The organism is Rhodopseudomonas sp. AAP120 (assembly GCF_001295845.1).
In the GTDB taxonomy this organism is placed as follows: Bacteria; Pseudomonadota; Alphaproteobacteria; order Rhizobiales; family Xanthobacteraceae; genus Rhodopseudomonas.
In genome coordinates this window covers 60,727-77,802 of sequence record NZ_LJIC01000061.1, presented here as the reverse complement: position 1 = coordinate 77,802, position 17,076 = coordinate 60,727, and the positions used below count along the sequence as shown (strand labels likewise).

Genomic DNA, 17,076 nt, shown 5'->3' with positions numbered 1-17,076 from the left:
CCAGAGCAGCCTTCCATCCGTGAACCGTACCACGACAGACTTGTGCAAGCTGCTTGCCAAGCCATTGCGGTTCGTCAAAAACGCCGCGCGCTCCGCGGAGGCCCTCGCAGACGCCCGGCCACCGCTGCGTCGCGTACATCGTCACCGCTGGAGGCGAGCATCGCCGAGCGCGAGATGTCTCCGGACGGAGCGATCCACAGCTGGAGCGCCAGCCGGTAGGCGCCCGGCCGGGTCTCGCGCGCGGCGCAGAGCCTGCGCATCACCACCGCCTGCAGCCGGCTCGAATAGGGTTCGAACCGTGCTGTGTCGGCGGTCACGTCATGCGCTCCGCCCTCGTCCGGCACCAACGTGTATGAGCCGGCCTCGAGGGGACGCACCGTCAGCCCCAAGCCGGCCACCATGCTGCGCAATAGTGCCTCCGGCGACACCACGCCGCGTACCGGCCGTGAGCTGAGGCCGGCGACGGCGCGTCCATCCACCACGACCTCGGACCCCGTAGTAGCACTGAACTGACGCAGCGCCTCGGCGAGCGGTTGCGATTGGATGGAGATGTCGGCAGGCATGCCTCGAAAGGCTCGCCCCGGCTCCGCCGTCGCGGATACACTTCCGATCGCCGATGCCAGCGTCACGATGGCCGCCACGTGACGAGTGCTGGCGGTCCAGCTAAACACGTATACTGCTCCGTATCGACCCCGCCCGCGTATCCTGCGCCAATGACGCTTTGGTGACGCTCACGGCAGATCGCGAGCCGGGTCGGCCGGCTTAAGGCAAGTATTGATCAAACGGTCGATCGCCGATCAGCTCGAAGAATGCGTCGAGCCGCAAACGAGCCATGCTGATAACCGCCTCGTCGGCGCCACCGCCCTTCCTGAGTGAGAGGTGTTGTTTGGCGATCTAATGAAGAGGGCGACGTTGCCGAAACCCGGGTTGAGGGCGGCTGATCGTCCGATGGACTGATGGTGGATTGCTCGGTCTGAAAATCCACCATCTTCACTGGTGTAACCCGCAAGATCAGATGGCACAGGGCAAGTGACCCGGGATAAACCGGGACGACGCGGGATTTCGCGCGACGCGACAACAGCTTAGAGGCGATCTGGCGGGCGGCGCGGCTGCTAATCGGCGCGCAAGATCAAATGGCACAGAATGCGGCTGATGGGCGGACGCCCGACGCGGAAAGCATCGACAAATCAATGATGGCCCCGCGCGAACTCTGACGCCGCGTCAGAGTTCGCAGATCAGCGCGATAAACGGCAGAAGCCATTGAGCCGCAGGCCTTTCTAAGAACGCATGCTTTGGTGGTCGGCGCCGGAACTCTGACGTGGCGCTTCGTTACCGACGCGGTCGGCGGGGCTTCGTTTTGCAGTCGACGAGTTGATCGTCGAACGTCGCCGCAGCTTCCTCGAAAGCTAGCAAGCCGCGAGCGGCCGACTTGGCGTCGAGTGCATAAATCACATCGAGAAGCGCCTGGTGCGCCTTCGAGCAAGCGGCCAACCGCGGATCGTCAGTCGAACCGATAGCGTGAAACCGTGGGTACATCGCGATGAGTTGCCGTCGCTGCGCGGCAATCTCTTCCGTATCGGTCATTTTGAAGGCGGCGACGACCAGCTTGCCGGACTGATCGATGTCTCTGGCGATCTGATCGATGTCGTCGGCCCGCGCAGCGGTCGCGGCAATTAGTCCAATAGTGACAAAAATCGTCGAAATGGCGCCGAATCTAGCCAATTTCAGAACTCCGCTGCTCGATTGACGTATCAATGTACCGAAAGTTGCAATTGCACCCGGCTACCGGTTCCAGAAGGATCGCCCCAGACAGGGCAATTGCGCGGACAATCATCAGGCCGAGGCTTTGCCGGTGCCTGGTTTGGCCCTTGCGGCTCGAATTTCTGCACGAAGCTGCGACTCGATCAACTTGATCATGGCACCGCGCTCCTCTGGCTCAACTGAAGCCTCCAACAGCCAGTGGTATTTTCTGGAGGCGATCCTCCCGAGGTCGATCATCGCCAACCGAACCCCCTCAGCGGTGTAGGTCTTCGCGACAATGTCTACGACGCGCCCGAACAGCTCATCATCACGCTCGAAACGAGCCTGCCCATGACCGCCAAATTCTGCGTCTTTGGGCGAGTTGGCTAACTCTCCGTTAAGCAACCAGTCCGCCGGAACACCGCAGATCTGCGCGATCTTTTGAAGTTCGTCAGAGGGCGGAGCGTTCTTATCGGCAATCCAATTTTGCAGCGTTCTCAATGCGATGCCGGAGAGGCGCGCTAAGTCCTTCTGGTAAAGCCCAGCTCTATCCGCGGCCGACCTGATCCGCCCGCCGAGCGTCGTGAGATTCTCGTCTCGTTCCAAGTTCTGCACCGTTAAACGCCAAATCTTGCTTGCGAATCACGCAAAATTTGGCATTCTGATTGTCATAAAAGCGATCACACTACGGACCCGAGAAAAGCCGGCCCCTGCCAGGGCCGGCTCCACCGGAGGACTTCATGCAGAGACGGACTTGGGACAGGTACTCGATCAAGGCCGAGATCGAGCGAAGAGGCGAAAGTCTCACCGGGCTGGCAATCGATGCCGACCTGGAAAAATCCGCCTGCCGGGTCGCCTTGGTTCGCCGGAACATCCGCGGCGAGAAGGTGATCGCTGCATTTCTCGGCGTCTCGGTCGAGGAGCTGTGGCCCGATCGCTACAAGGCGCCCAAGCGCAAGACTATCGCGGAACGCGAGCGACTCGCTAGGCAAAAGCGGGATGCCACTCCGGACATCGGAGAGGCCGCATGACCCCCACGCTGTCCGCGGCGCGGCCATTCGTTGACTTTCCCCTGGTGGCCTCGCCGCCGCTGTCGCAGGCCGAGCGCGATGCTGCGTTGCTGACGATGTGGCAGGCGAACCGTGGTCTGCCTGCCGCCGCGCGCGAGGCGCTGCTAGCTCGCTATGCACCCCTTTCAGTTCTGTCCGGCCTGACCAGTCACGAGTCCGATGCCGGCGAACAGCGCCACCTGCTGCGAGTGGTGGGCTCGGGCGGCAGCCCTCGTTCCTCCCGTGACTGACGGCGGATGTTGGGCTGCGAGCCCGCATCCGCCGCTCTTTTCAACCCCGTTAAAGCCGGCTGAAATGACCCGTCAAATCATCCAAATCTCAGATATCGACACCTCCGGGCGCCTGCGAGAGCTGCGGCCCGACTGGGTCGCCGCCATCGCCGAGCAAGTGCAGGCCGGTGAAGTGCTGCCTCCGATCGAGGTCGCTCCGAAGCCGCAGGGCGGATGGCGCCTGCTGATCGGCGGCCATCGCGTCGCCGGCCATCAGCAAGCCGGCCGCACCGAGATCGAGGCCGACGTCGCCGATTTCTCGGCCGACGACGAGCCCGCCTGTCGGATGCGCGAGATCAAAGAAAACCTCGTCCGCGCCGAACTGACGGTGCTCGATCGGGCCGTCGCGCTGGCCGAATGGAAGCGCATCTACGAGGCTCAAAATCCACTGCCAAAGCGCGGTCGGCCGGCGGCCGGAGAAAAGATCGACAATTTGTCGAACATTTTCGCCGAGCGTTTTTCCGAGGCTGCGGCACGCGCGCTGGGTGTCAACGAGCGGTCGGTTCAGCGCGATGTCGAGATCGCCTCGATCGACGCCACTGTGCGGCGCGAGCTGGCGCTGCACCCCATCGCCAACAACCAGGCCGAGTTGCTGGCGCTGGCGCGGGAGAGCGCCGCACGCCAGCGTAGGGTCGCGGCGCATTTGCTGGATGTGGCGAGCGGCATCGGCAGCGTGGCCGATGCTGTAGCTGCGATCGACAAGACGCCGCCACCGGAGCGCGCGCCGGCCTGGGAGAAGATCTCCAACACTTTCTCGAAGCTCAAAGAGGCGCAGCAGTACGCGTTTTTCGACGCGCACGCTGACGCCATCAAATCCTGGCTGAAGAGCAAGAAGGCCTAAAGCCATGGCACCGCGCCGCCGCGACACCGCCACCATCGACCTGTTCCGCGACTTCGAGCCGACGCCGGTCGTGCGTCGCTTCGAAACCGAGGAGATCAAGGCGTGGAGCGCGTCGCGGCGGCTGGCGCGCGCGATTGCGGCGGCGCTCGAAGGTTTCAACCGGGCCGAAGTCGCTGCTGAGATGTCCGAGCAACTTGGCGAGACAATCTCCAAGGCGACCTTGGACGCCTACGCGTCGCCGGAGAAGCCCCACGTGATCCCGGCCCATCGACTCGCTGCGCTCTACAGCGTGACCGGCGACGAACGGCTTATCAACGCTCTGCTTAATGAGCTTGGATTGATCGCGGTGCCCGCCAAGTACGAGGCGCTGCTGAAGCGCGAGCGGGCCCGCGAGATGAAGGAGAAGCTGGAGCGCGAAGAACAGGCCGCCGACGCGCAATGGAAGGCTTCGCGATGAGGATCAAAGCCACATGGCCAGGCGGCCAAATCTCGCTCGGATCAGACGGTGCCGTCACGATCAAGCGCTTTGAGAGCCCCATCGAAGATACCGTTTACCAGGCGCACCGTGCGCGGAACGATCTTCAGCTCCTGGTCGATGCTCAACCCTTCGTGGCTGATGTTTTTGGTCTGTTTGATGATGTCGGCTCGGAGCTTGTCGAACCATTTGCCACCGCCTCCACGGGCACGCAGCAGCTCGACGAGGACGGCCTCGGACATGAGCATGCAGGTAATCCAGAGCGCGTCAGTCTGCTTAGCCTGAAAGACAGGATCATCTTCGTCGGTGTCCATCTTCGCCGCTCCTACGGTTCTGCAGCGGAAAAGCTACGGCGCCTTCTGACGATTCGGGAGTCGCGCCCATGAGGGAATGGTGCACCGCCCGCGAACTCGCCGAAGCGCATCTGCCAGGCTTGCCGGCCAGCGAGAGCGCCCTGATCCGCTTTGCCAGCCGTGAAGGCTGGAACGAGAGCCTCGCCTATGTTCGACGCCGCGAGGGGCGCGGCGGCGGGCTGGAGTACAACGTTTCGCTGCTGCCGACATCGGCCCGCGTCGAGTTCGAGCGTCGCCACCGCGCCGTGATGGCCCCGCAGCCGGAGCCGCCAGTCGCCCCGGCCTCGCAGGCGCCTATCAGCGACCGCGCGGCCCGCGAGCGCGATGCCCGACTGGCCATTGTGGCTGCCTTCGAAGCATTCGGCCGCGGCCAGCGGCTCGGCAACGCCTCCCGCTCCAAGATCTTCGTCGATGCGTATAACGGCGGCACGCTGATCATCGACGCGTGGATCCGCGAGATCATCCCGCATCTGTCGCCGCGCTCGCTGGCACGGTGGTGCGCCGCGCGCCGCTCCGGCAAAGCCAACAGCCTCGCTGTTGATCGGGCCGCCGCGCGCAAGGGAAAGGGCGTGCTCGATGTCGCCTGCGGCGGCCGGGTGCGGACCTATCTGCTGGCCCTGATCGCCCACAACCCGCATCTGTCAGCGCAGCACCTGCGGATGCTGATCCGCTCCGAGTTCGGCGATCAGCTGGTGGTCGCGGGCGGTGAGCTGGTGGACGTCCCGCCGGTGCGAACGCTGCAGCACTACGTTGCGAAGCTGAAGAGCGAAGAGCGCGTCGCGCTTACCAAGCTGTCGAACCCGGACCGCTATCGCTCGACGATGGCGCCGGCCGGTGTCGGCACCTATCGCTGGGTGCAGGAGCCGAACACGCTTTGGATGATCGACGCCTCGCCAGTCGATGCTCTGTGCGTCGATGGTCGTCATTCGATCTATGCGGCGATCGACATCGCGACGCGCCGAACCACGTTCTACGTCTCGCGCACGCCGCGGGCTTCAGCGGTTGCGTTGCTGATCCGCAAGGCGATCACCGCCTGGGGCGTGCCGGACACGATCAAGACCGACAACGGTTCGGATTTCGTCGCGCAGGATACCAAGCGGCTGTTTGCCAATCTCGGCATCGAGATGCAGCTGTCGGACGCCTATTCGCCCCAGCAAAAGGGCCACGTTGAACGCGTCATCAAGACCTTCCAACACGACTGCGCGACGCTGCTGCCAGGCTTCGTCGGTCACAACGTCGCCGACCGCAAGCGGATCGAGGATCGCAAGAGCTTCGCCGATCGGCTCGGCGAGGACACCGCCGAAGCGTTCGGCGTGTCGATGACCGGCGCGCAGCTTCAGGCCTACGTCGATGAGTGGGTCGAAACCGTGTATCACCAGCGTACGCACGCCGGCCTCGGCACGTCGCCGATGCTTGCAGCGGCGACCTCGAAAAAGCCGATCCGCACCGTCGATCAGCGCGCGCTCGACCTGCTGTTGATGCAGGTCGGCGGCAACCGTGTCGTTCGCAAGACGGGCATCCAGCTCGACAAGTATCACTACGTCATCCACTCCGCTCTTCCCGGCGAGACCGTGTTGGTTCGTCAGGACCCGAACGACGCCGGCCGCATCTACGCCTTCGATGCCGACACCGGAGCATATGTCGGCGATGCGATCTGCCCGGAGCTGGCAGGCGTCGACCCTGCCGAGTTGCTGCGCGCCAAAAAGGAAATCACCGCCGCGCATCTGGCCGAGCGCACTCGCGACATCCGCAAGGAAATCAAGAAGCTTACCACCGGCCCGGCGCTGATCGAGCGCGTCCTCGAAGTCGCGCGCCGCGACATGCCGAACGTCATCGCGATGCCGAAACGCGAGGAAGCGCACACGACGCCGGCGATCGTCGCTGCGCTCGACGCCATGGTACCGCGCGAAGCGCCGGCGCCGTCCGCTGACGTGCTGTCGATGCAGGCCCGGCTGATCGCGGAAGAGACCGTCGTTCCGCTGCGCACCGAAGAGACGCCGCACCAGCGCTGGCAGCGCGCGCTCGAAGTCATCGAGCGGATGAGCATGGGCCAGCCTGTGAGTACCGAAGAGGCGATGTGGCTGGGCGGCTATCGCGCCGGCCCCGAGTTCAAGGGCTTCGCGCTCACCTACGACTTCGTCGACCCGACTGAAACGAAGAAACCCGCCGCGTCCTGGACCGACGCGACGGGTCAACAATCACTGTGAAGGAGAACAAGATGACCGCAACTAACAACGCCGTCAAGGGTGGCCAGGTTCCGCTGAAGAACGTCGCGTCGTTTATGGCAATGACCGTTCGGCTTCAAGAGCGCTCACCGAGCCTGCCGGGCTTTGCCGTGTATTTCGGGCCGAGCGGTTTCGGCAAAACGGAGTCCAGCATCTACGTGCAGAACAAGACCAGTGCGGTCCGCGTCGAGATCGGCGAGACGTGGTCGATCAAGAAGTTTCTGCAAGAGCTGCTGTTCGAACTGCGGCGGCCCGCGAAAGGGACGATTTCCGATCTCGCCGACCAGGCGAAGGCCGCACTCGGCGACGATCCGCGCCGGCCGCTGATTATCGACGAAGCCGACAAGCTGCTGCGCAAGAACGGGATGCTGGAAGTCGTGCGCGAGATCGGCGACGTCGCCGGCTGCCCCGTGATCCTGATCGGCGAAGAGATGCTGCCCGAGAAACTCGCGGTGCACGAGCGATTTCACAACCGCGTGCTCGACTGGACTGGGGCTGAGCCGTGTGATGCCGACGACGTCGCGAAGCTGGCCGCGTCGCTCTGCGGACAGCGCGGCATCACAATCGCGCCGGACCTGCAGGCCGAGATTTGCCGGCAGTCGGACGGCCGCGCCAGGCGCATCTGTACGAACCTCGACGCGGCCCTTCAAATCGCCCGCAACCAAGGTCTGACGACGGTCGATCTCGCCGCGTGGGGCGCGACGCGGTTCTACACCAACAAGCCGCCGGGCGCGCGTTACGTGTCCGCTCCGCGCCGGAGCGCCTGACCATGGCGAAGCGCTCGACAATGATCGCCGCGAAGCTGACCGTGCCGGTCAGCAACGGCCAGGATGTGATCTGGCAGATCATCCGCGACCTTGACAAGAAAGGCCCGTGGTCGATCGCCGACATCGACGGCGCCGCGGTCCGCAGCAACGCCGACACGCTGGTCGATTACATCCACCGGCTACGCACTGCCGGCTTCATCGCGCCGGCCGGGACACGCCCCACCAAGGGCAGCGGCACGCCGACGAAGCTCTACCGCGTCGTCATCCACACCAGCGAGGCGCCGCGGCTGCGGCGGGACGGCAGCAAGGCGCGACCGTCCGGCCAGTTGCAGATGTGGCGCGCGATCCGTCAGCTGAGCCGGTTCGATTATAGCGAACTGGCGCGCGTCGCCTCCACCGACGAGCTGACGATCGCCGAGGTCACCGCCAAGACCTATGTCAAGCGGCTCGCCGATGCCGGATATCTGCAGATGCTGAAGGCGTGCACGCCGGGCCGCGTCAATTCCAGCCCGGCGCTGTGGCGCCTGAAGCTGAGCATGAACACCGGCCCGCTGGCGCCGCAGATCCTGCGCACGCGCTTCGTGTTCGACGCGAACCGTAAAGCCGTGGTCGGCAGCGCCGCCCTCGCGGAGAACGAGGAGTGCGTCGGATGAAACAGGTCGTCAAACGCACCCCGATCGAGGTCGCCCAGGCCGCCTGGGGCGAGGAGTTGCCGGGGTGGGTCGAAGCCCTCGCGCTTGAAGCCGGCCGAACCAGCGGCGTCGCCGCTGGCGCCCGCATCGGTTACTCCGGCGCACTGGTCTCGTCGGTGCTCGCCAAGAAGTACAAGGGGCGCCTCGATCTTGTCGCTGAGCGCGTCTCCGGTGCGTTGATGGGAGCTACCGTCGACTGTCCCGTGCTCGGCGAGATCGCCCGCGATCGTTGTCTCGACGAACAGAAGTGCGGCTTCTCGACATCCTCGTCGGTCCGCACGCGCCTCTATCGCGCCTGCCGCGGCGGCTGTGAGCACTCGCGCATCGGGAGCAAGCCATGACGACCGTCGCTCACAGGCAGGTCTCGGTGCGGCTGATCATCTTCGCGGCCGCCGAAGCATTCGGTGTCAGCGTCGAGGATCTGCGCGCCCGCCGTCGGCGCGCATTTCCGGTGCGTGCCGCGGCTTGCCTGCTGGCACGCGAACTGACCGGAAAGACCTATCCGCAGCTCGGCCGAATCCTCGGCGGGCGCGACCACACCACCATCATGAACGCCGTCGAGCGCGCAGAGCAGATGCTCGCCACCGATCCCGATTTTGCCGTGAGTTATGCCGCCGCAAAACGGGCCGTTGAAACGATCGCCACCAGCAAGCTTGCGGACGCGCTGCGCGACGACGAGCCCGCCACCATCGCGGCCCGGATCTGCGAACACCCGTCTCAGGCCGCGCGGATCTCCACCTGGGAAATCCTGCTGATGGCCGCGCGCCTGGTGATGCTCGAGGAGCTGGCCGCCGACGCCTTCAAGCTGCTCAACGGCCTCGACCTGATGGTCGACCAGCCGAACCAGGCCGCATCGCTGCGCGCCCATCTCAACACCCGCATCGACACCGTCGCCGAGCAGCTCGCCTCGCTCGGCTACGCCAACCAAGCTGAAGGAGCCACCAATGCCTGAGACGAAACTACTCGACGCGCAGGGACGCCCTGCCGAGGCGCCGTTCGCCGCTCAGAAGCCGCTGATCGACAGCGGCATCATCGCGGTCGGCGACGCCAACTTCATGCATGACAGCGCTGGCCGGCTTGTCCCCGTCGGCCTGATCAAGCCGCAGCACCTCTTGGAAGATCAGACGGTGCGCAAAATCATCGGTTTTGCGCAGCAGCTGTCCGACCAGATCAGCCGCTTCCGCGGCCACACCTTCGACGACGTCGCGACGTTCTCGGAGCTACTCGCCGAGCAGTACCAGGCCAAGGTTGGCGGGGCGAAGGGCAACATCACGCTCTCCACCTATGACGGGCTTTCCAAGGTGGTGGTGCAGATCGCCGATCAGCTGGCCTTCGGGCCAGAGCTGCAGGTCGCCAAGAAGCTGGTTGACGATTGCATCACCACCTGGTCGGACGGCGCCCGCACCGAGATCCGCGCGCTCGTCGAGCACGCCTTCCAGGTCGACAAGGAAGGCCAGATCAACCGGGCCGCGCTGTTCCAGCTGCGCCGCCTCGACATCGACGACGAGCACTGGCGCGCCGCCATGACGGCGCTCGGCGATGCGATCCGCGTCGTCGGCTCAAAGCAGTACGTCCGCTTCTATCGCCGCGCGAACCTCGCGGCGAAGTGGGAGCCGATCACCATCGATCTGGCGGCGGCGTAGGAGGCGGGCATGCGAGCAACGCACATTGCAAGGGCTATTGCCGCCGCGCGAGCAGCCGCGGGCCAATTGGAAGCTGAATGTCCGGCAAGTCAGTCCGGATCAAAGCTGGAGGACGCGGCTCACGAACTGATCCACGCGCTTTACGACGCTGCCGGCGTCGCCGAGCGCGCCATCCAGGCTTCGAGCTGATCCCATGCCCTGGGCGGACCGATCGTTGCCTCCCGAGCGCGACGACGATCCGCCGCAACAGATGCCCGCGCCGCTCGATGCTCGTGAAGCCGAGCGGCTCGCCCTGATCGCCCAAGTCCGCCGCGGCGTCCATTCGAAGCGCCAGCGGCAGTTAGTTCAACAGATCGCGGCGCTGACGCTGGCGATCCTCAAAGGCACGGGACGCTGACGATGACCAAGAGCCATGACGACAAGACACCTGAAGGCCCGGCGCTGACGCCGGATCAGCGCGACGCGGAGCGCTATCGCTGGCTGCGCGAGCGCGACGTCGACACGATCTACATGGGCGGCGTCTTCGTCGGAAAAACGCCCGAGAACCTCGTGCTGAACGGCATCGACTGCGACGCCGCGGTCGACGCCGCCCGCATCGCCGAACAGCAGCCGGACGCGGGAGAGTGAGATGCGCCAATACGGCTTCAAGACCTCCACCTCGATCGACCGCGTGGCGAACACCGTGCTGATCAGCATCGTCTGCGAGGACGAGCGGATGGCCGAGGCCGCCACCGAGCTGCTGCGCCGGCGCCAGATGCACGGCGCACTGACCATCGACCTGCAGCGCACCACCTTCGTGCAGCTCGAAGGGAGCTGCGAACGGCAATGAGCGACGTCGTTTCGAAAGCGTATCACCAGGCCACGGTCGCCGAGCTGCACCGCCAGATCGCCACGATGCAGGAGACGATCGTGGATCTGCGGCGCAAGCTGGTGCCGCAAAAGCCGCGATTTCCCAACGCGTGGAAGCTATCGGCGCCTCAAGACCGGATGCTCGCGGCGCTGATCGACAGCGCGCCGATCGCGGTCTCGCACGAGCGGCTGATGATCGCGGCCTGTGGCCGAACCGGCGGCGACATCCTGCCGAATACTCTGACGATGCACGTCAGCCTGTTGCGCCGGCGATTGCTGACGCTCGGTTTCGGCCGCGTCGAGTCGCACTGGAACGTCGGTTATTTCCTCAGCGATGCGACCGCCGGCACCATCAAGCTCGAAGCGGCCCGCGCGCTCGCTGTGACGAGGGAGATGGCGTCGTGAAGAAGCCCCGCGGCAACACCGCCGTGATGGCGCAGCGGCAGGTGATCACCGAGGACGATCTCGCGGCCGATCCGCGCGCGGCTCTCGACTTTTTTCCGACGCCGCCCTGGGCGACGCGGGCGCTGCTGCAGCACGTGCTGCACATCGACGCCTCCAAGGGGCGCCATCTGAGCTGCTGGGAGCCCTGCTGCGGCGAAGGCCACATGGCCGAGCCGCTGCGCGAGGTGTTCGGCACGGTCTACGCCAGCGACGTCTATCCGCACGGCTACGGCGACGTCGGCAGCTTCGTCGGCGCCGGCGGGCTCGACCTCGGCGACATTGCGCAGTGCCCGTTCCGTCCGGACTGGATCATCACCAATCCGCCGTTCTCGCTGGCGATCGAGGTGGCGCGCCGTGCGCTCCGCGAAGCCCGGCACGGCGTTGCATTGTTGCTCCGCACCGCGTGGCTGGAATCCGAGGATCGCTACGCGTTCTTCACCGAGGCCGAGCCTTTCCGCTTCGCGCCCTTCGCCGAGCGCGTCGCGATGACCCAATTCGTGTGGGATCCGACCGCCGCCACGGCGACCGCCTATGCGTGGTTCGTCTGGAGCTGCCCGACGTGGTCCGCCGCGAGCGGCCGTCCGCGGTTCGAGACACAGATCATCCCGCCCGGCCGCAAGCTCGCCCTCAGCAAACCATCCGATCTCCGCCTCGCCACTTATCAGGGAGCACGCCCGTGAGAGCAGCAGCGACCAGAACCACTGCATCCGCCGCGAAGGTGTCGGCGCCGCAGATCGCCAAGATCCACGTTCTGGCGAAGCAGGCCGGCATGGACGAGGACTGCCGCCGCGACGTAATGGAACAGGTCTGCGGCAAGCGCTCGGCGCGTGATCTGACCGCGAGCGAGGCCGTCGCCGTTATCGACCGCCTAAAGGCCTCTTCAACGGCGCCCGATATCGACGGGCCTTACGGCAAGAAGCTGCGCGCGCTGTGGATCAGCGGATGGCATCTCGGCGTGATCCACAACCGCACCGACAAGGCGATGCTGACGTTCCTAGAACGCCAGACCGGCATCGAGCGCGCCCGCTGGCTGCGCGCCGCCGCGGATGCCCGCAAGGCCGTCGAGGCGCTGAAGCTGTGGCTGGCCCGCGAGGCCGGCGTGAAGTGGCCGCCCGGCGACGATCCGCTCGCCGTGCGCCGCGCGGTGATCGAGGCGCAGCGCGCAAGGTTGGGCGCGCTCGGCGTCTCGTCGCCGTTGTGCACCGTCAACATCGAAGGCCAATACGCCGAGGCGCTCGATCGACTGATCAAGTCGCTCGGCGAAATGCTTCGATCCGCCAGCGCCGGTGCGGCGGCGAGGTACTGAGCGATGTCCGATCTGACCGACACCAATCTCGCGACGCAGCTGAAGTGGCTGCACAACGCGCCGGATTTCAGCCGCGAGGCGCACTTCGAGAAGCTGACGGAGAAGTACGGCGACGGCTTCGCGAATGCGGTTCGTCGCGAGTTCGAACGACAGCAAGAGCAGCAGGAATTGAAGCGATGAGCCCGCGTCTTCTCCACGTCTCCGACCACGCGCTGCTGCGGATCCTCGAACGCGCCGGCGGCGTGGATATCGAGGGGCTGCGGCGGACTGTGGCGCTGTCGGTCGGCCGCGCCGCTGCGGCGGCCGCGGCGATCGAGCAGAACGAATACAAGATCGTGGCCGGCGGCCTCGTCTACATCGTCGCGAACCAATGCGTCGTCACCGTGCATCCGGAGGCGAAGCGGTGACCTATTCGTGGCTCCCCGATCTTCTTGCGCAGATCGCCGAGGTCGCTGGCCTCGACGCTGCGCTTAAGATCGCGGAGTCGCACGGCGGCACGCGCCGCCAGATCCCCGCTCGCGTTCCGGACGGCGAGCACTGGCTAACCGACTGCGTCGGCCGCGAGGCCGCCGAGAAGATTTGCAAGCACTTCCGCCAGGGCACAGGCGGCGGTGGATTCGGCGGCGCCTATCTGTTGATCCCGCGCGGTCCGACCGGCACGGTGGCGGCGGCGCGCCGACGGATGCAGAAGGCCCTGCGCGAGGGCAAATCAGCCTCCGAGGCCGCCCGCGTCGCCGGCATGACGGAGCGCACCGCGTATCGGGCGCGCTCGCGCGCCCGCAAGGGCGGAGGGTGGGATGACAATCAGAACGAGCTGTTCTAGGGTCAAATCGAAGGTCATGAGCAATGCCGTTCCCCTGGCGCCAAGATGAGTGGATTCGCGAAGTCGGAAATGTGATCGTCCGTTACTACGGTGAGGAGGCGCGAGAGCGAGCCGAACAGTTCGCCCGCAACTCTCTTTATGGTTATGCCCCCGACGATCTCGTGAAGGATGATCCGACTGCTGAAGCGGTCTTGATCATGGAAGGTTGGAGCTACGCAGAGGAGCGCCGCTGACATCTGTCAGCGGGTTCGGCCGCGCCAGCGAGCGCCTACGGTCTCTCCATCGTCCCCGCGATGGAGGCCGCTGTGCCTATCGAAATCAAAGCCCACCGCATCGTGCGCGACGGCAAGGCCGTCGACTTCCATCAGACACAAAACGTTGGCGGCCCGATCGTTCCGCGCGTGATCGTGCTGCACGACACCGCCGGCGATCTTTCGGGCCGCGGCTCGATCGCCTGGCTGCGGGGCGGCAAAGGCGCGTCTCAGAATTCCAGCGCGCATGTGGTGATCGGCCGCGATGGCACGATCACTCAGCTCGCCTCCATGAACGTCAAGACCTGGCACGCTGGCATCAGCAAGTGGCGTGGCAAGGAGATGCTGAACGGCTGGTCGATCGGCATCGAGATCGCCAACCCCGGCGGGCCGCTGCAGGATCTCGGAGGCGGTCGCTTCAAGGGCGGCGTCCCAATCGACAACAAGCATGATCCCTCGCTCGTCGTTCGTCGCGGCAAGTTTCCGGCGCGTACCGAGGACGGCAAGGCGATGCAGCCGAACGACGGCCTGTGGCTGGAGCATTCGCCGCAGCAGATCGACGCCGTCGTGGATCTGTGCCGCGCGCTGGTCGCGGCCTATCCGACCATCACCGAGATCGTCACTCACTGGATGATCGCGCCCGGCCGCAAGGTCGATACCAATCCGCTGTTTCCGCTCGCCGAGGTGCGGGCGCGCGTGTTCGTCAACAAGGCGCCGGCCGTTGCGCGCTTCGCCGATCTGGACGGCGATCCGCTCCTGCAACCGCCGGAGGATGACGACTACGCGGACCAGGTCGCGCGGCATGGCCTCGACGGGCAGCCTGCGGAAGCGCCGCGCCGTCGTTTCGAAGACGACGGCTGGGAAAGCGGCGACGAGGTCGATCAGGCGCCGGGCGGGATCAGCCGGTTCGAATCCTACAAGCCGCTCGGCGACGACGACGGCAACGCCGGCGACATCGCGCATCGGTTCGACCTTCCGGAGCCGTCCGAGCCGCAGCGCTTGCCGAAAGCCCTCGTCGAGTTCGTGCAGCAGAGGTTGCGTGCGCTCGGCTACTACGAGGTCGGCAATATCGATGGCGACTTCGCGGGCCGCACCGAAGACGCGCTGGTGACCTTCAAGCGCCACAACGGTCTGCCGGCGACGACCGATGTCGACGAGGCCACGCTGAAAGCGCTGGCCAACGGCGACCCGCGAGAGGTGGGCGATGCGCGCGCCAGTGCCACGCCGAAGGATCTGCGCAAATCCGTGCCCGTCGTCCAGCAGGCCGGCCGCTCGAAGCTGCTGGCGTGGCTGCTCGGCTTGCCTTCCGCCGTGTTCGCCGTGCTGCAGGGCATCGCGTCCAACGTCTCCAGCGTCATGTCGCAGCTCGCGCCGATCACCGGATGGCTGTCCGCTGTGCCGGGCTGGGTCTGGGCGCTACTGATCGTCGGCATCGCGGCCGGCATCTGGTGGTCGTCGCGCCAGGCCGAGGCCGAGACGGTCGATGCCTATCGATCCGGCCGGCTGACCTGAGGGGGCGACGATGCTGAGCGTCTTCCGGATCGTTGCCATGTTCGTCGGCTTCTACATCCTCGTTGCAGTGGCTGTGGTGATCGCGGTGCGTGCCCGCTGGGTGCACACCACGTACGGCGCCGACTTCAGCTTCAGCGATCGTCTCGATGCCGTGATGACGCCAGCTCTGTGGAGCTGGGCCGGAATCGGCATAGCGCTGTTCGGCGTTGCTTACGGAATTGCGACATGATCCCGGCGCCCCCCGTGGCTCTCGCATCTTTCCTCGCGCGGCCGATCAGCAAGGCCGCGCTTGTCGCTTTGGGCGTCGCAGGGCTGGTGGCGATCGGCGGGCTTGGCGCGTGGTGCGCCGTCGCCACCGTGCACAACATGGTCGAGGACGCCGCCGCGGCCGCCAAGGCCGAGCGCGACGCGCACTGGCGTGCCGAGATCGCCGAAGCCAACGCCAAGGCTGCGCGCGCCGAAGCCGAACAGGCCCGCGCTGCGATGGCAGCCGAGGCCTCGATCAAGTCGGCCGAAAAGGGCCGTGAAGACGCGTTGAAAGAGTTGGAGAAGCAAAATGCGGCGCTTGCTGATGGCGATCGTCGGGGCCTCGGCCGTGCTCGTGTCCGGTTGCTCAACAAAGCCCGCTGACCAGCCGACCGTATTGCTGCGGATGATGCAGCCGACCGTGCCGGCGACGGCCGAGCAGAAGTGCGACGATCCAGTCGACCTGCCGGATCGCGACCTAACCGAACGCGAGACCGCGAGCGCCTGGGGGCGCGACCGCTCCGCCCTGAGGACGTGTGAAGGCCGGCGAGCTGCAGCCGTCGAAGCGAGCCGGCCGCAGCCGTGACCGATCAGCTTGATGAGGCGCAGGCGCTGGAACAGCGGGAGCGCGACGAGTGCATCGCCCGGGCGACCGGGCGGAACAAAGGCCCCGGCGCCGATCATTGTTCGGTGTGCGGGGAGCCGATCGACGAGGCCCGCCGCAAGGCGATGCCCTCGGCGACCCGGTGCGTGGACTGTCAGGATAGTCGCGAGCGGTGGGGCCGCACGCACAGGGGGACGTGATGGGAATGAGCTGGGCGGAGGCCGTGGCCTTCGCGAAGGATATCTGGTGGTTCCTGTCGATGCCGGTCGCCGCCCTCGGCTTCGCCGGGATGTACTACCTGCGCGGCCAATTCCCGACCAAGGCCACGTTCGACAAGAAGATGGAATCGGTCGCGTCGTCGATCACGGCGCTGTCGTCGAAGATCGACGACAACGAGAAGAAAACCAGCGACCGCATCGTCAAGACCGAACGCGAGACATCCGATCGGATGGCGAAGCTGGAAAGCGACGTCAGGCAACTGCCCGGCCGCACCGAGATGGAGCAGCTCTCCGAGCGGGTCGGCCGCGTCGAGACGCAGGTCGCCACCTCGATCGAGACCATCAAGGGCGTCGAGAAGACGGCCAACAAGATCGACCGCACGCTGGAAATGATCCTCGGTCACATGCTCGACGAGAAACGGGAGAAATCGGCATGAGCGACACGCTTACCGAAGTGTTCGACAAGGATCGCCGCCTGGTGCTGCTGCGGCTGCTGGCCGAACAGGACAACTACGAACTGTCGGCGCCTCTGCTGACCAAGGCCGCACAGGAGCTGCGGCATCGGGTTTATCCCGACGTGGTCGAAGCCGACATCGTACTGCTCGATCAGCATCGCCTGGTGAAGCGCAGCGAGATCGAACTGAGCGGCCGCAAGATGACGATCGCGACGCTGACCAAGCTCGGCCGCGACGTCGCGAACGGCCGGCCGCACCCGATGGTGGCGCGGCCCAGCCCTAAGGACTGAGCC

General features: G+C 65.7%; 30 protein-coding genes. 26 read left to right on the top strand and 4 right to left on the bottom strand.

All coding sequences use genetic code 11. From position 1 onward, the window contains the following. Positions 1–74 precede the first annotated feature (74 nt). The 3 genes from IP86_RS10980 to IP86_RS10970 all read right to left on the bottom strand — a co-directional run bounded on the left by IP86_RS10980 (position 75) and on the right by IP86_RS10970 (position 2,346). A complete protein-coding gene (locus IP86_RS10980) occupies positions 75–563 on the bottom strand; it encodes an STN domain-containing protein (RefSeq protein ID WP_054162558.1) in 489 nt (162 codons plus the stop codon). A gap of 766 nt (positions 564–1,329) precedes the next feature. Beyond that, complete coding sequence (locus IP86_RS10975) at positions 1,330–1,722, bottom strand: hypothetical protein (protein ID WP_054162557.1); 393 nt, start codon at positions 1,720–1,722, stop codon at positions 1,330–1,332. 111 nt (positions 1,723–1,833) lie between these two features. Continuing rightward, a complete protein-coding gene (locus IP86_RS10970) occupies positions 1,834–2,346 on the bottom strand; it encodes a helix-turn-helix domain-containing protein (protein WP_197279761.1) in 513 nt (170 codons plus the stop codon). A 134-nt stretch (positions 2,347–2,480) separates the two neighbouring features. Between IP86_RS10970 and IP86_RS10965 the strand changes: the two genes are divergently transcribed. From IP86_RS10965 to IP86_RS10950, 4 genes are read left to right on the top strand one after another with little or no spacing between them, the layout of a single operon-like run. Further along, positions 2,481–2,771, top strand: coding sequence for a helix-turn-helix domain-containing protein (locus IP86_RS10965; protein WP_082363942.1), 291 nt, complete (start codon positions 2,481–2,483; stop codon positions 2,769–2,771). After that, positions 2,768–3,040 carry a hypothetical protein gene (locus IP86_RS28650; RefSeq protein ID WP_054162555.1) on the top strand — a complete coding sequence of 91 codons (273 nt, stop codon included), beginning with the start codon at positions 2,768–2,770 and terminating at the stop codon, positions 3,038–3,040. Before IP86_RS10965 ends, IP86_RS28650 begins: the two co-directional genes overlap by 4 nt. Next, a complete protein-coding gene (locus IP86_RS10955; protein WP_197279760.1) occupies positions 3,033–3,920 on the top strand; it encodes a ParB/RepB/Spo0J family partition protein in 888 nt (295 codons plus the stop codon). Before IP86_RS28650 ends, IP86_RS10955 begins: the two co-directional genes overlap by 8 nt. 4 nt (positions 3,921–3,924) lie before the next feature. Next, positions 3,925–4,377, top strand: a complete 453-nt coding sequence (locus IP86_RS10950) for a phage regulatory CII family protein (protein ID WP_054162553.1) — start codon at positions 3,925–3,927, stop codon at positions 4,375–4,377. 41 nt (positions 4,378–4,418) lie between these two features. Here IP86_RS10950 and IP86_RS10945 read toward each other — a convergent pair whose 3' ends face one another. Next, positions 4,419–4,709 (bottom strand): hypothetical protein, encoded by a 291-nt coding sequence (locus tag IP86_RS10945; protein ID WP_054162552.1) that lies wholly within the window; start codon positions 4,707–4,709, stop codon positions 4,419–4,421. Between the two features lie 68 nt (positions 4,710–4,777). On the opposite strand from IP86_RS10945, the gene IP86_RS10940 reads away from it, so the two are divergent. From IP86_RS10940 to IP86_RS10835, 22 genes are all read left to right on the top strand, one after another. Further along, positions 4,778–6,955: a TnsB C-terminal domain-containing protein gene (locus IP86_RS10940; protein ID WP_054162551.1), complete on the top strand. Its 2,178-nt coding sequence runs from the start codon at positions 4,778–4,780 to the stop codon at positions 6,953–6,955. Between the two features lie 11 nt (positions 6,956–6,966). Beyond that, positions 6,967–7,740, top strand: a complete 774-nt coding sequence (locus IP86_RS10935; RefSeq protein WP_054162589.1) for an AAA family ATPase — start codon at positions 6,967–6,969, stop codon at positions 7,738–7,740. Positions 7,741–7,742: 2 nt separating this feature from the next. Then, positions 7,743–8,393: a hypothetical protein gene (locus tag IP86_RS10930; protein WP_054162550.1), complete on the top strand. Its 651-nt coding sequence runs from the start codon at positions 7,743–7,745 to the stop codon at positions 8,391–8,393. Further along, positions 8,390–8,773, top strand: a complete 384-nt coding sequence (locus IP86_RS10925; protein ID WP_054162549.1) for a hypothetical protein — start codon at positions 8,390–8,392, stop codon at positions 8,771–8,773. Before IP86_RS10930 ends, IP86_RS10925 begins: the two co-directional genes overlap by 4 nt. Positions 8,774–8,799: 26 nt before the next feature. Continuing rightward, positions 8,800–9,384: a helix-turn-helix domain-containing protein gene (locus IP86_RS10920; protein ID WP_210168170.1), complete on the top strand. Its 585-nt coding sequence runs from the start codon at positions 8,800–8,802 to the stop codon at positions 9,382–9,384. Next, complete coding sequence (locus IP86_RS10915) at positions 9,377–10,075, top strand: DUF3164 family protein (protein ID WP_082363939.1); 699 nt, start codon at positions 9,377–9,379, stop codon at positions 10,073–10,075. Before IP86_RS10920 ends, IP86_RS10915 begins: the two co-directional genes overlap by 8 nt. Positions 10,076–10,268: 193 nt before the next feature. Then, the gene (locus tag IP86_RS10910) at positions 10,269–10,472 is read left to right on the top strand and encodes a hypothetical protein (RefSeq protein WP_156332470.1); all 204 of its coding nucleotides are present in this window, start codon (positions 10,269–10,271) and stop codon (positions 10,470–10,472) included. A gap of 2 nt (positions 10,473–10,474) precedes the next feature. Further along, the gene (locus IP86_RS10905; protein ID WP_054162546.1) at positions 10,475–10,702 is read left to right on the top strand and encodes a hypothetical protein; all 228 of its coding nucleotides are present in this window, start codon (positions 10,475–10,477) and stop codon (positions 10,700–10,702) included. A 1-nt stretch (position 10,703) separates the two neighbouring features. After that, the gene (locus IP86_RS10900) at positions 10,704–10,904 is read left to right on the top strand and encodes a hypothetical protein (RefSeq protein WP_054162545.1); all 201 of its coding nucleotides are present in this window, start codon (positions 10,704–10,706) and stop codon (positions 10,902–10,904) included. Next, positions 10,901–11,329 carry a winged helix-turn-helix domain-containing protein gene (locus tag IP86_RS10895; protein WP_054162544.1) on the top strand — a complete coding sequence of 143 codons (429 nt, stop codon included), beginning with the start codon at positions 10,901–10,903 and terminating at the stop codon, positions 11,327–11,329. Before IP86_RS10900 ends, IP86_RS10895 begins: the two co-directional genes overlap by 4 nt. After that, positions 11,326–12,048, top strand: a complete 723-nt coding sequence (locus IP86_RS10890; protein ID WP_054162543.1) for a hypothetical protein — start codon at positions 11,326–11,328, stop codon at positions 12,046–12,048. Before IP86_RS10895 ends, IP86_RS10890 begins: the two co-directional genes overlap by 4 nt. Next, the gene (locus IP86_RS10885) at positions 12,045–12,674 is read left to right on the top strand and encodes a regulatory protein GemA (protein WP_156332469.1); all 630 of its coding nucleotides are present in this window, start codon (positions 12,045–12,047) and stop codon (positions 12,672–12,674) included. The genes IP86_RS10890 and IP86_RS10885 overlap by 4 nt, the downstream gene beginning before the upstream one ends. 3 nt (positions 12,675–12,677) lie before the next feature. Beyond that, complete coding sequence (locus IP86_RS28645; RefSeq protein WP_156332468.1) at positions 12,678–12,854, top strand: hypothetical protein; 177 nt, start codon at positions 12,678–12,680, stop codon at positions 12,852–12,854. Next, a complete protein-coding gene (locus tag IP86_RS10880) occupies positions 12,851–13,081 on the top strand; it encodes a hypothetical protein (RefSeq protein WP_054162541.1) in 231 nt (76 codons plus the stop codon). Before IP86_RS28645 ends, IP86_RS10880 begins: the two co-directional genes overlap by 4 nt. After that, on the top strand, positions 13,078–13,497 hold the full coding sequence (locus tag IP86_RS10875; protein WP_082363937.1) for a helix-turn-helix domain-containing protein: 420 nt from the start codon (positions 13,078–13,080) through the stop codon (positions 13,495–13,497). Before IP86_RS10880 ends, IP86_RS10875 begins: the two co-directional genes overlap by 4 nt. Before the next feature lie 23 nt (positions 13,498–13,520). Then, positions 13,521–13,730, top strand: coding sequence for a hypothetical protein (locus IP86_RS10870; RefSeq protein WP_054162539.1), 210 nt, complete (start codon positions 13,521–13,523; stop codon positions 13,728–13,730). A 72-nt stretch (positions 13,731–13,802) separates the two neighbouring features. Next, positions 13,803–15,260 carry an N-acetylmuramoyl-L-alanine amidase gene (locus tag IP86_RS10865; RefSeq protein ID WP_197279757.1) on the top strand — a complete coding sequence of 486 codons (1,458 nt, stop codon included), beginning with the start codon at positions 13,803–13,805 and terminating at the stop codon, positions 15,258–15,260. Between the two features lie 10 nt (positions 15,261–15,270). After that, on the top strand, positions 15,271–15,489 hold the full coding sequence (locus tag IP86_RS10860) for a hypothetical protein (protein WP_054162537.1): 219 nt from the start codon (positions 15,271–15,273) through the stop codon (positions 15,487–15,489). 14 nt (positions 15,490–15,503) lie between these two features. After that, positions 15,504–15,890, top strand: a complete 387-nt coding sequence (locus IP86_RS10855; RefSeq protein ID WP_156332467.1) for a hypothetical protein — start codon at positions 15,504–15,506, stop codon at positions 15,888–15,890. A gap of 198 nt (positions 15,891–16,088) precedes the next feature. Further along, the gene (locus IP86_RS10845; protein ID WP_054162534.1) at positions 16,089–16,310 is read left to right on the top strand and encodes a TraR/DksA family transcriptional regulator; all 222 of its coding nucleotides are present in this window, start codon (positions 16,089–16,091) and stop codon (positions 16,308–16,310) included. A 5-nt stretch (positions 16,311–16,315) separates the two neighbouring features. Further along, entirely contained in the window at positions 16,316–16,765 is a 450-nt protein-coding gene (locus IP86_RS10840; protein ID WP_054162533.1) for a hypothetical protein, read from the top strand. Next, a complete protein-coding gene (locus IP86_RS10835; RefSeq protein WP_054162532.1) occupies positions 16,762–17,073 on the top strand; it encodes a VpaChn25_0724 family phage protein in 312 nt (103 codons plus the stop codon). The genes IP86_RS10840 and IP86_RS10835 overlap by 4 nt, the downstream gene beginning before the upstream one ends. The last annotated feature ends 3 nt before the right edge of the window (positions 17,074–17,076 follow it).

What these genes read in the sequence shown, in the direction of transcription:
- IP86_RS10980 (WP_054162558.1), bottom strand. Translation starts at nt 563, where the DNA reads ATGCCTGCCGACATCTCCATCCAATCGCAACCGCTCGCCGAGGCGCTG.
- IP86_RS10965 (WP_082363942.1), top strand. Translation starts at nt 2,481, where the DNA reads ATGCAGAGACGGACTTGGGACAGGTACTCGATCAAGGCCGAGATCGAG.
- IP86_RS28650 (WP_054162555.1), top strand. Translation starts at nt 2,768, where the DNA reads ATGACCCCCACGCTGTCCGCGGCGCGGCCATTCGTTGACTTTCCCCTG.
- IP86_RS10950 (WP_054162553.1), top strand. Translation starts at nt 3,925, where the DNA reads ATGGCACCGCGCCGCCGCGACACCGCCACCATCGACCTGTTCCGCGAC.
- IP86_RS10945 (WP_054162552.1), bottom strand. Translation starts at nt 4,709, where the DNA reads ATGGACACCGACGAAGATGATCCTGTCTTTCAGGCTAAGCAGACTGAC.
- IP86_RS10940 (WP_054162551.1), top strand. Translation starts at nt 4,778, where the DNA reads ATGAGGGAATGGTGCACCGCCCGCGAACTCGCCGAAGCGCATCTGCCA.
- IP86_RS10935 (WP_054162589.1), top strand. Translation starts at nt 6,967, where the DNA reads ATGACCGCAACTAACAACGCCGTCAAGGGTGGCCAGGTTCCGCTGAAG.
- IP86_RS10930 (WP_054162550.1), top strand. Translation starts at nt 7,743, where the DNA reads ATGGCGAAGCGCTCGACAATGATCGCCGCGAAGCTGACCGTGCCGGTC.
- IP86_RS10925 (WP_054162549.1), top strand. Translation starts at nt 8,390, where the DNA reads ATGAAACAGGTCGTCAAACGCACCCCGATCGAGGTCGCCCAGGCCGCC.
- IP86_RS10915 (WP_082363939.1), top strand. Translation starts at nt 9,377, where the DNA reads ATGCCTGAGACGAAACTACTCGACGCGCAGGGACGCCCTGCCGAGGCG.
- IP86_RS10910 (WP_156332470.1), top strand. Translation starts at nt 10,269, where the DNA reads ATGCCCTGGGCGGACCGATCGTTGCCTCCCGAGCGCGACGACGATCCG.
- IP86_RS10905 (WP_054162546.1), top strand. Translation starts at nt 10,475, where the DNA reads ATGACCAAGAGCCATGACGACAAGACACCTGAAGGCCCGGCGCTGACG.
- IP86_RS10900 (WP_054162545.1), top strand. Translation starts at nt 10,704, where the DNA reads ATGCGCCAATACGGCTTCAAGACCTCCACCTCGATCGACCGCGTGGCG.
- IP86_RS10895 (WP_054162544.1), top strand. Translation starts at nt 10,901, where the DNA reads ATGAGCGACGTCGTTTCGAAAGCGTATCACCAGGCCACGGTCGCCGAG.
- IP86_RS28645 (WP_156332468.1), top strand. Translation starts at nt 12,678, where the DNA reads ATGTCCGATCTGACCGACACCAATCTCGCGACGCAGCTGAAGTGGCTG.
- IP86_RS10880 (WP_054162541.1), top strand. Translation starts at nt 12,851, where the DNA reads ATGAGCCCGCGTCTTCTCCACGTCTCCGACCACGCGCTGCTGCGGATC.
- IP86_RS10870 (WP_054162539.1), top strand. Translation starts at nt 13,521, where the DNA reads ATGCCGTTCCCCTGGCGCCAAGATGAGTGGATTCGCGAAGTCGGAAAT.
- IP86_RS10860 (WP_054162537.1), top strand. Translation starts at nt 15,271, where the DNA reads ATGCTGAGCGTCTTCCGGATCGTTGCCATGTTCGTCGGCTTCTACATC.
- IP86_RS10840 (WP_054162533.1), top strand. Translation starts at nt 16,316, where the DNA reads ATGAGCTGGGCGGAGGCCGTGGCCTTCGCGAAGGATATCTGGTGGTTC.
- IP86_RS10835 (WP_054162532.1), top strand. Translation starts at nt 16,762, where the DNA reads ATGAGCGACACGCTTACCGAAGTGTTCGACAAGGATCGCCGCCTGGTG.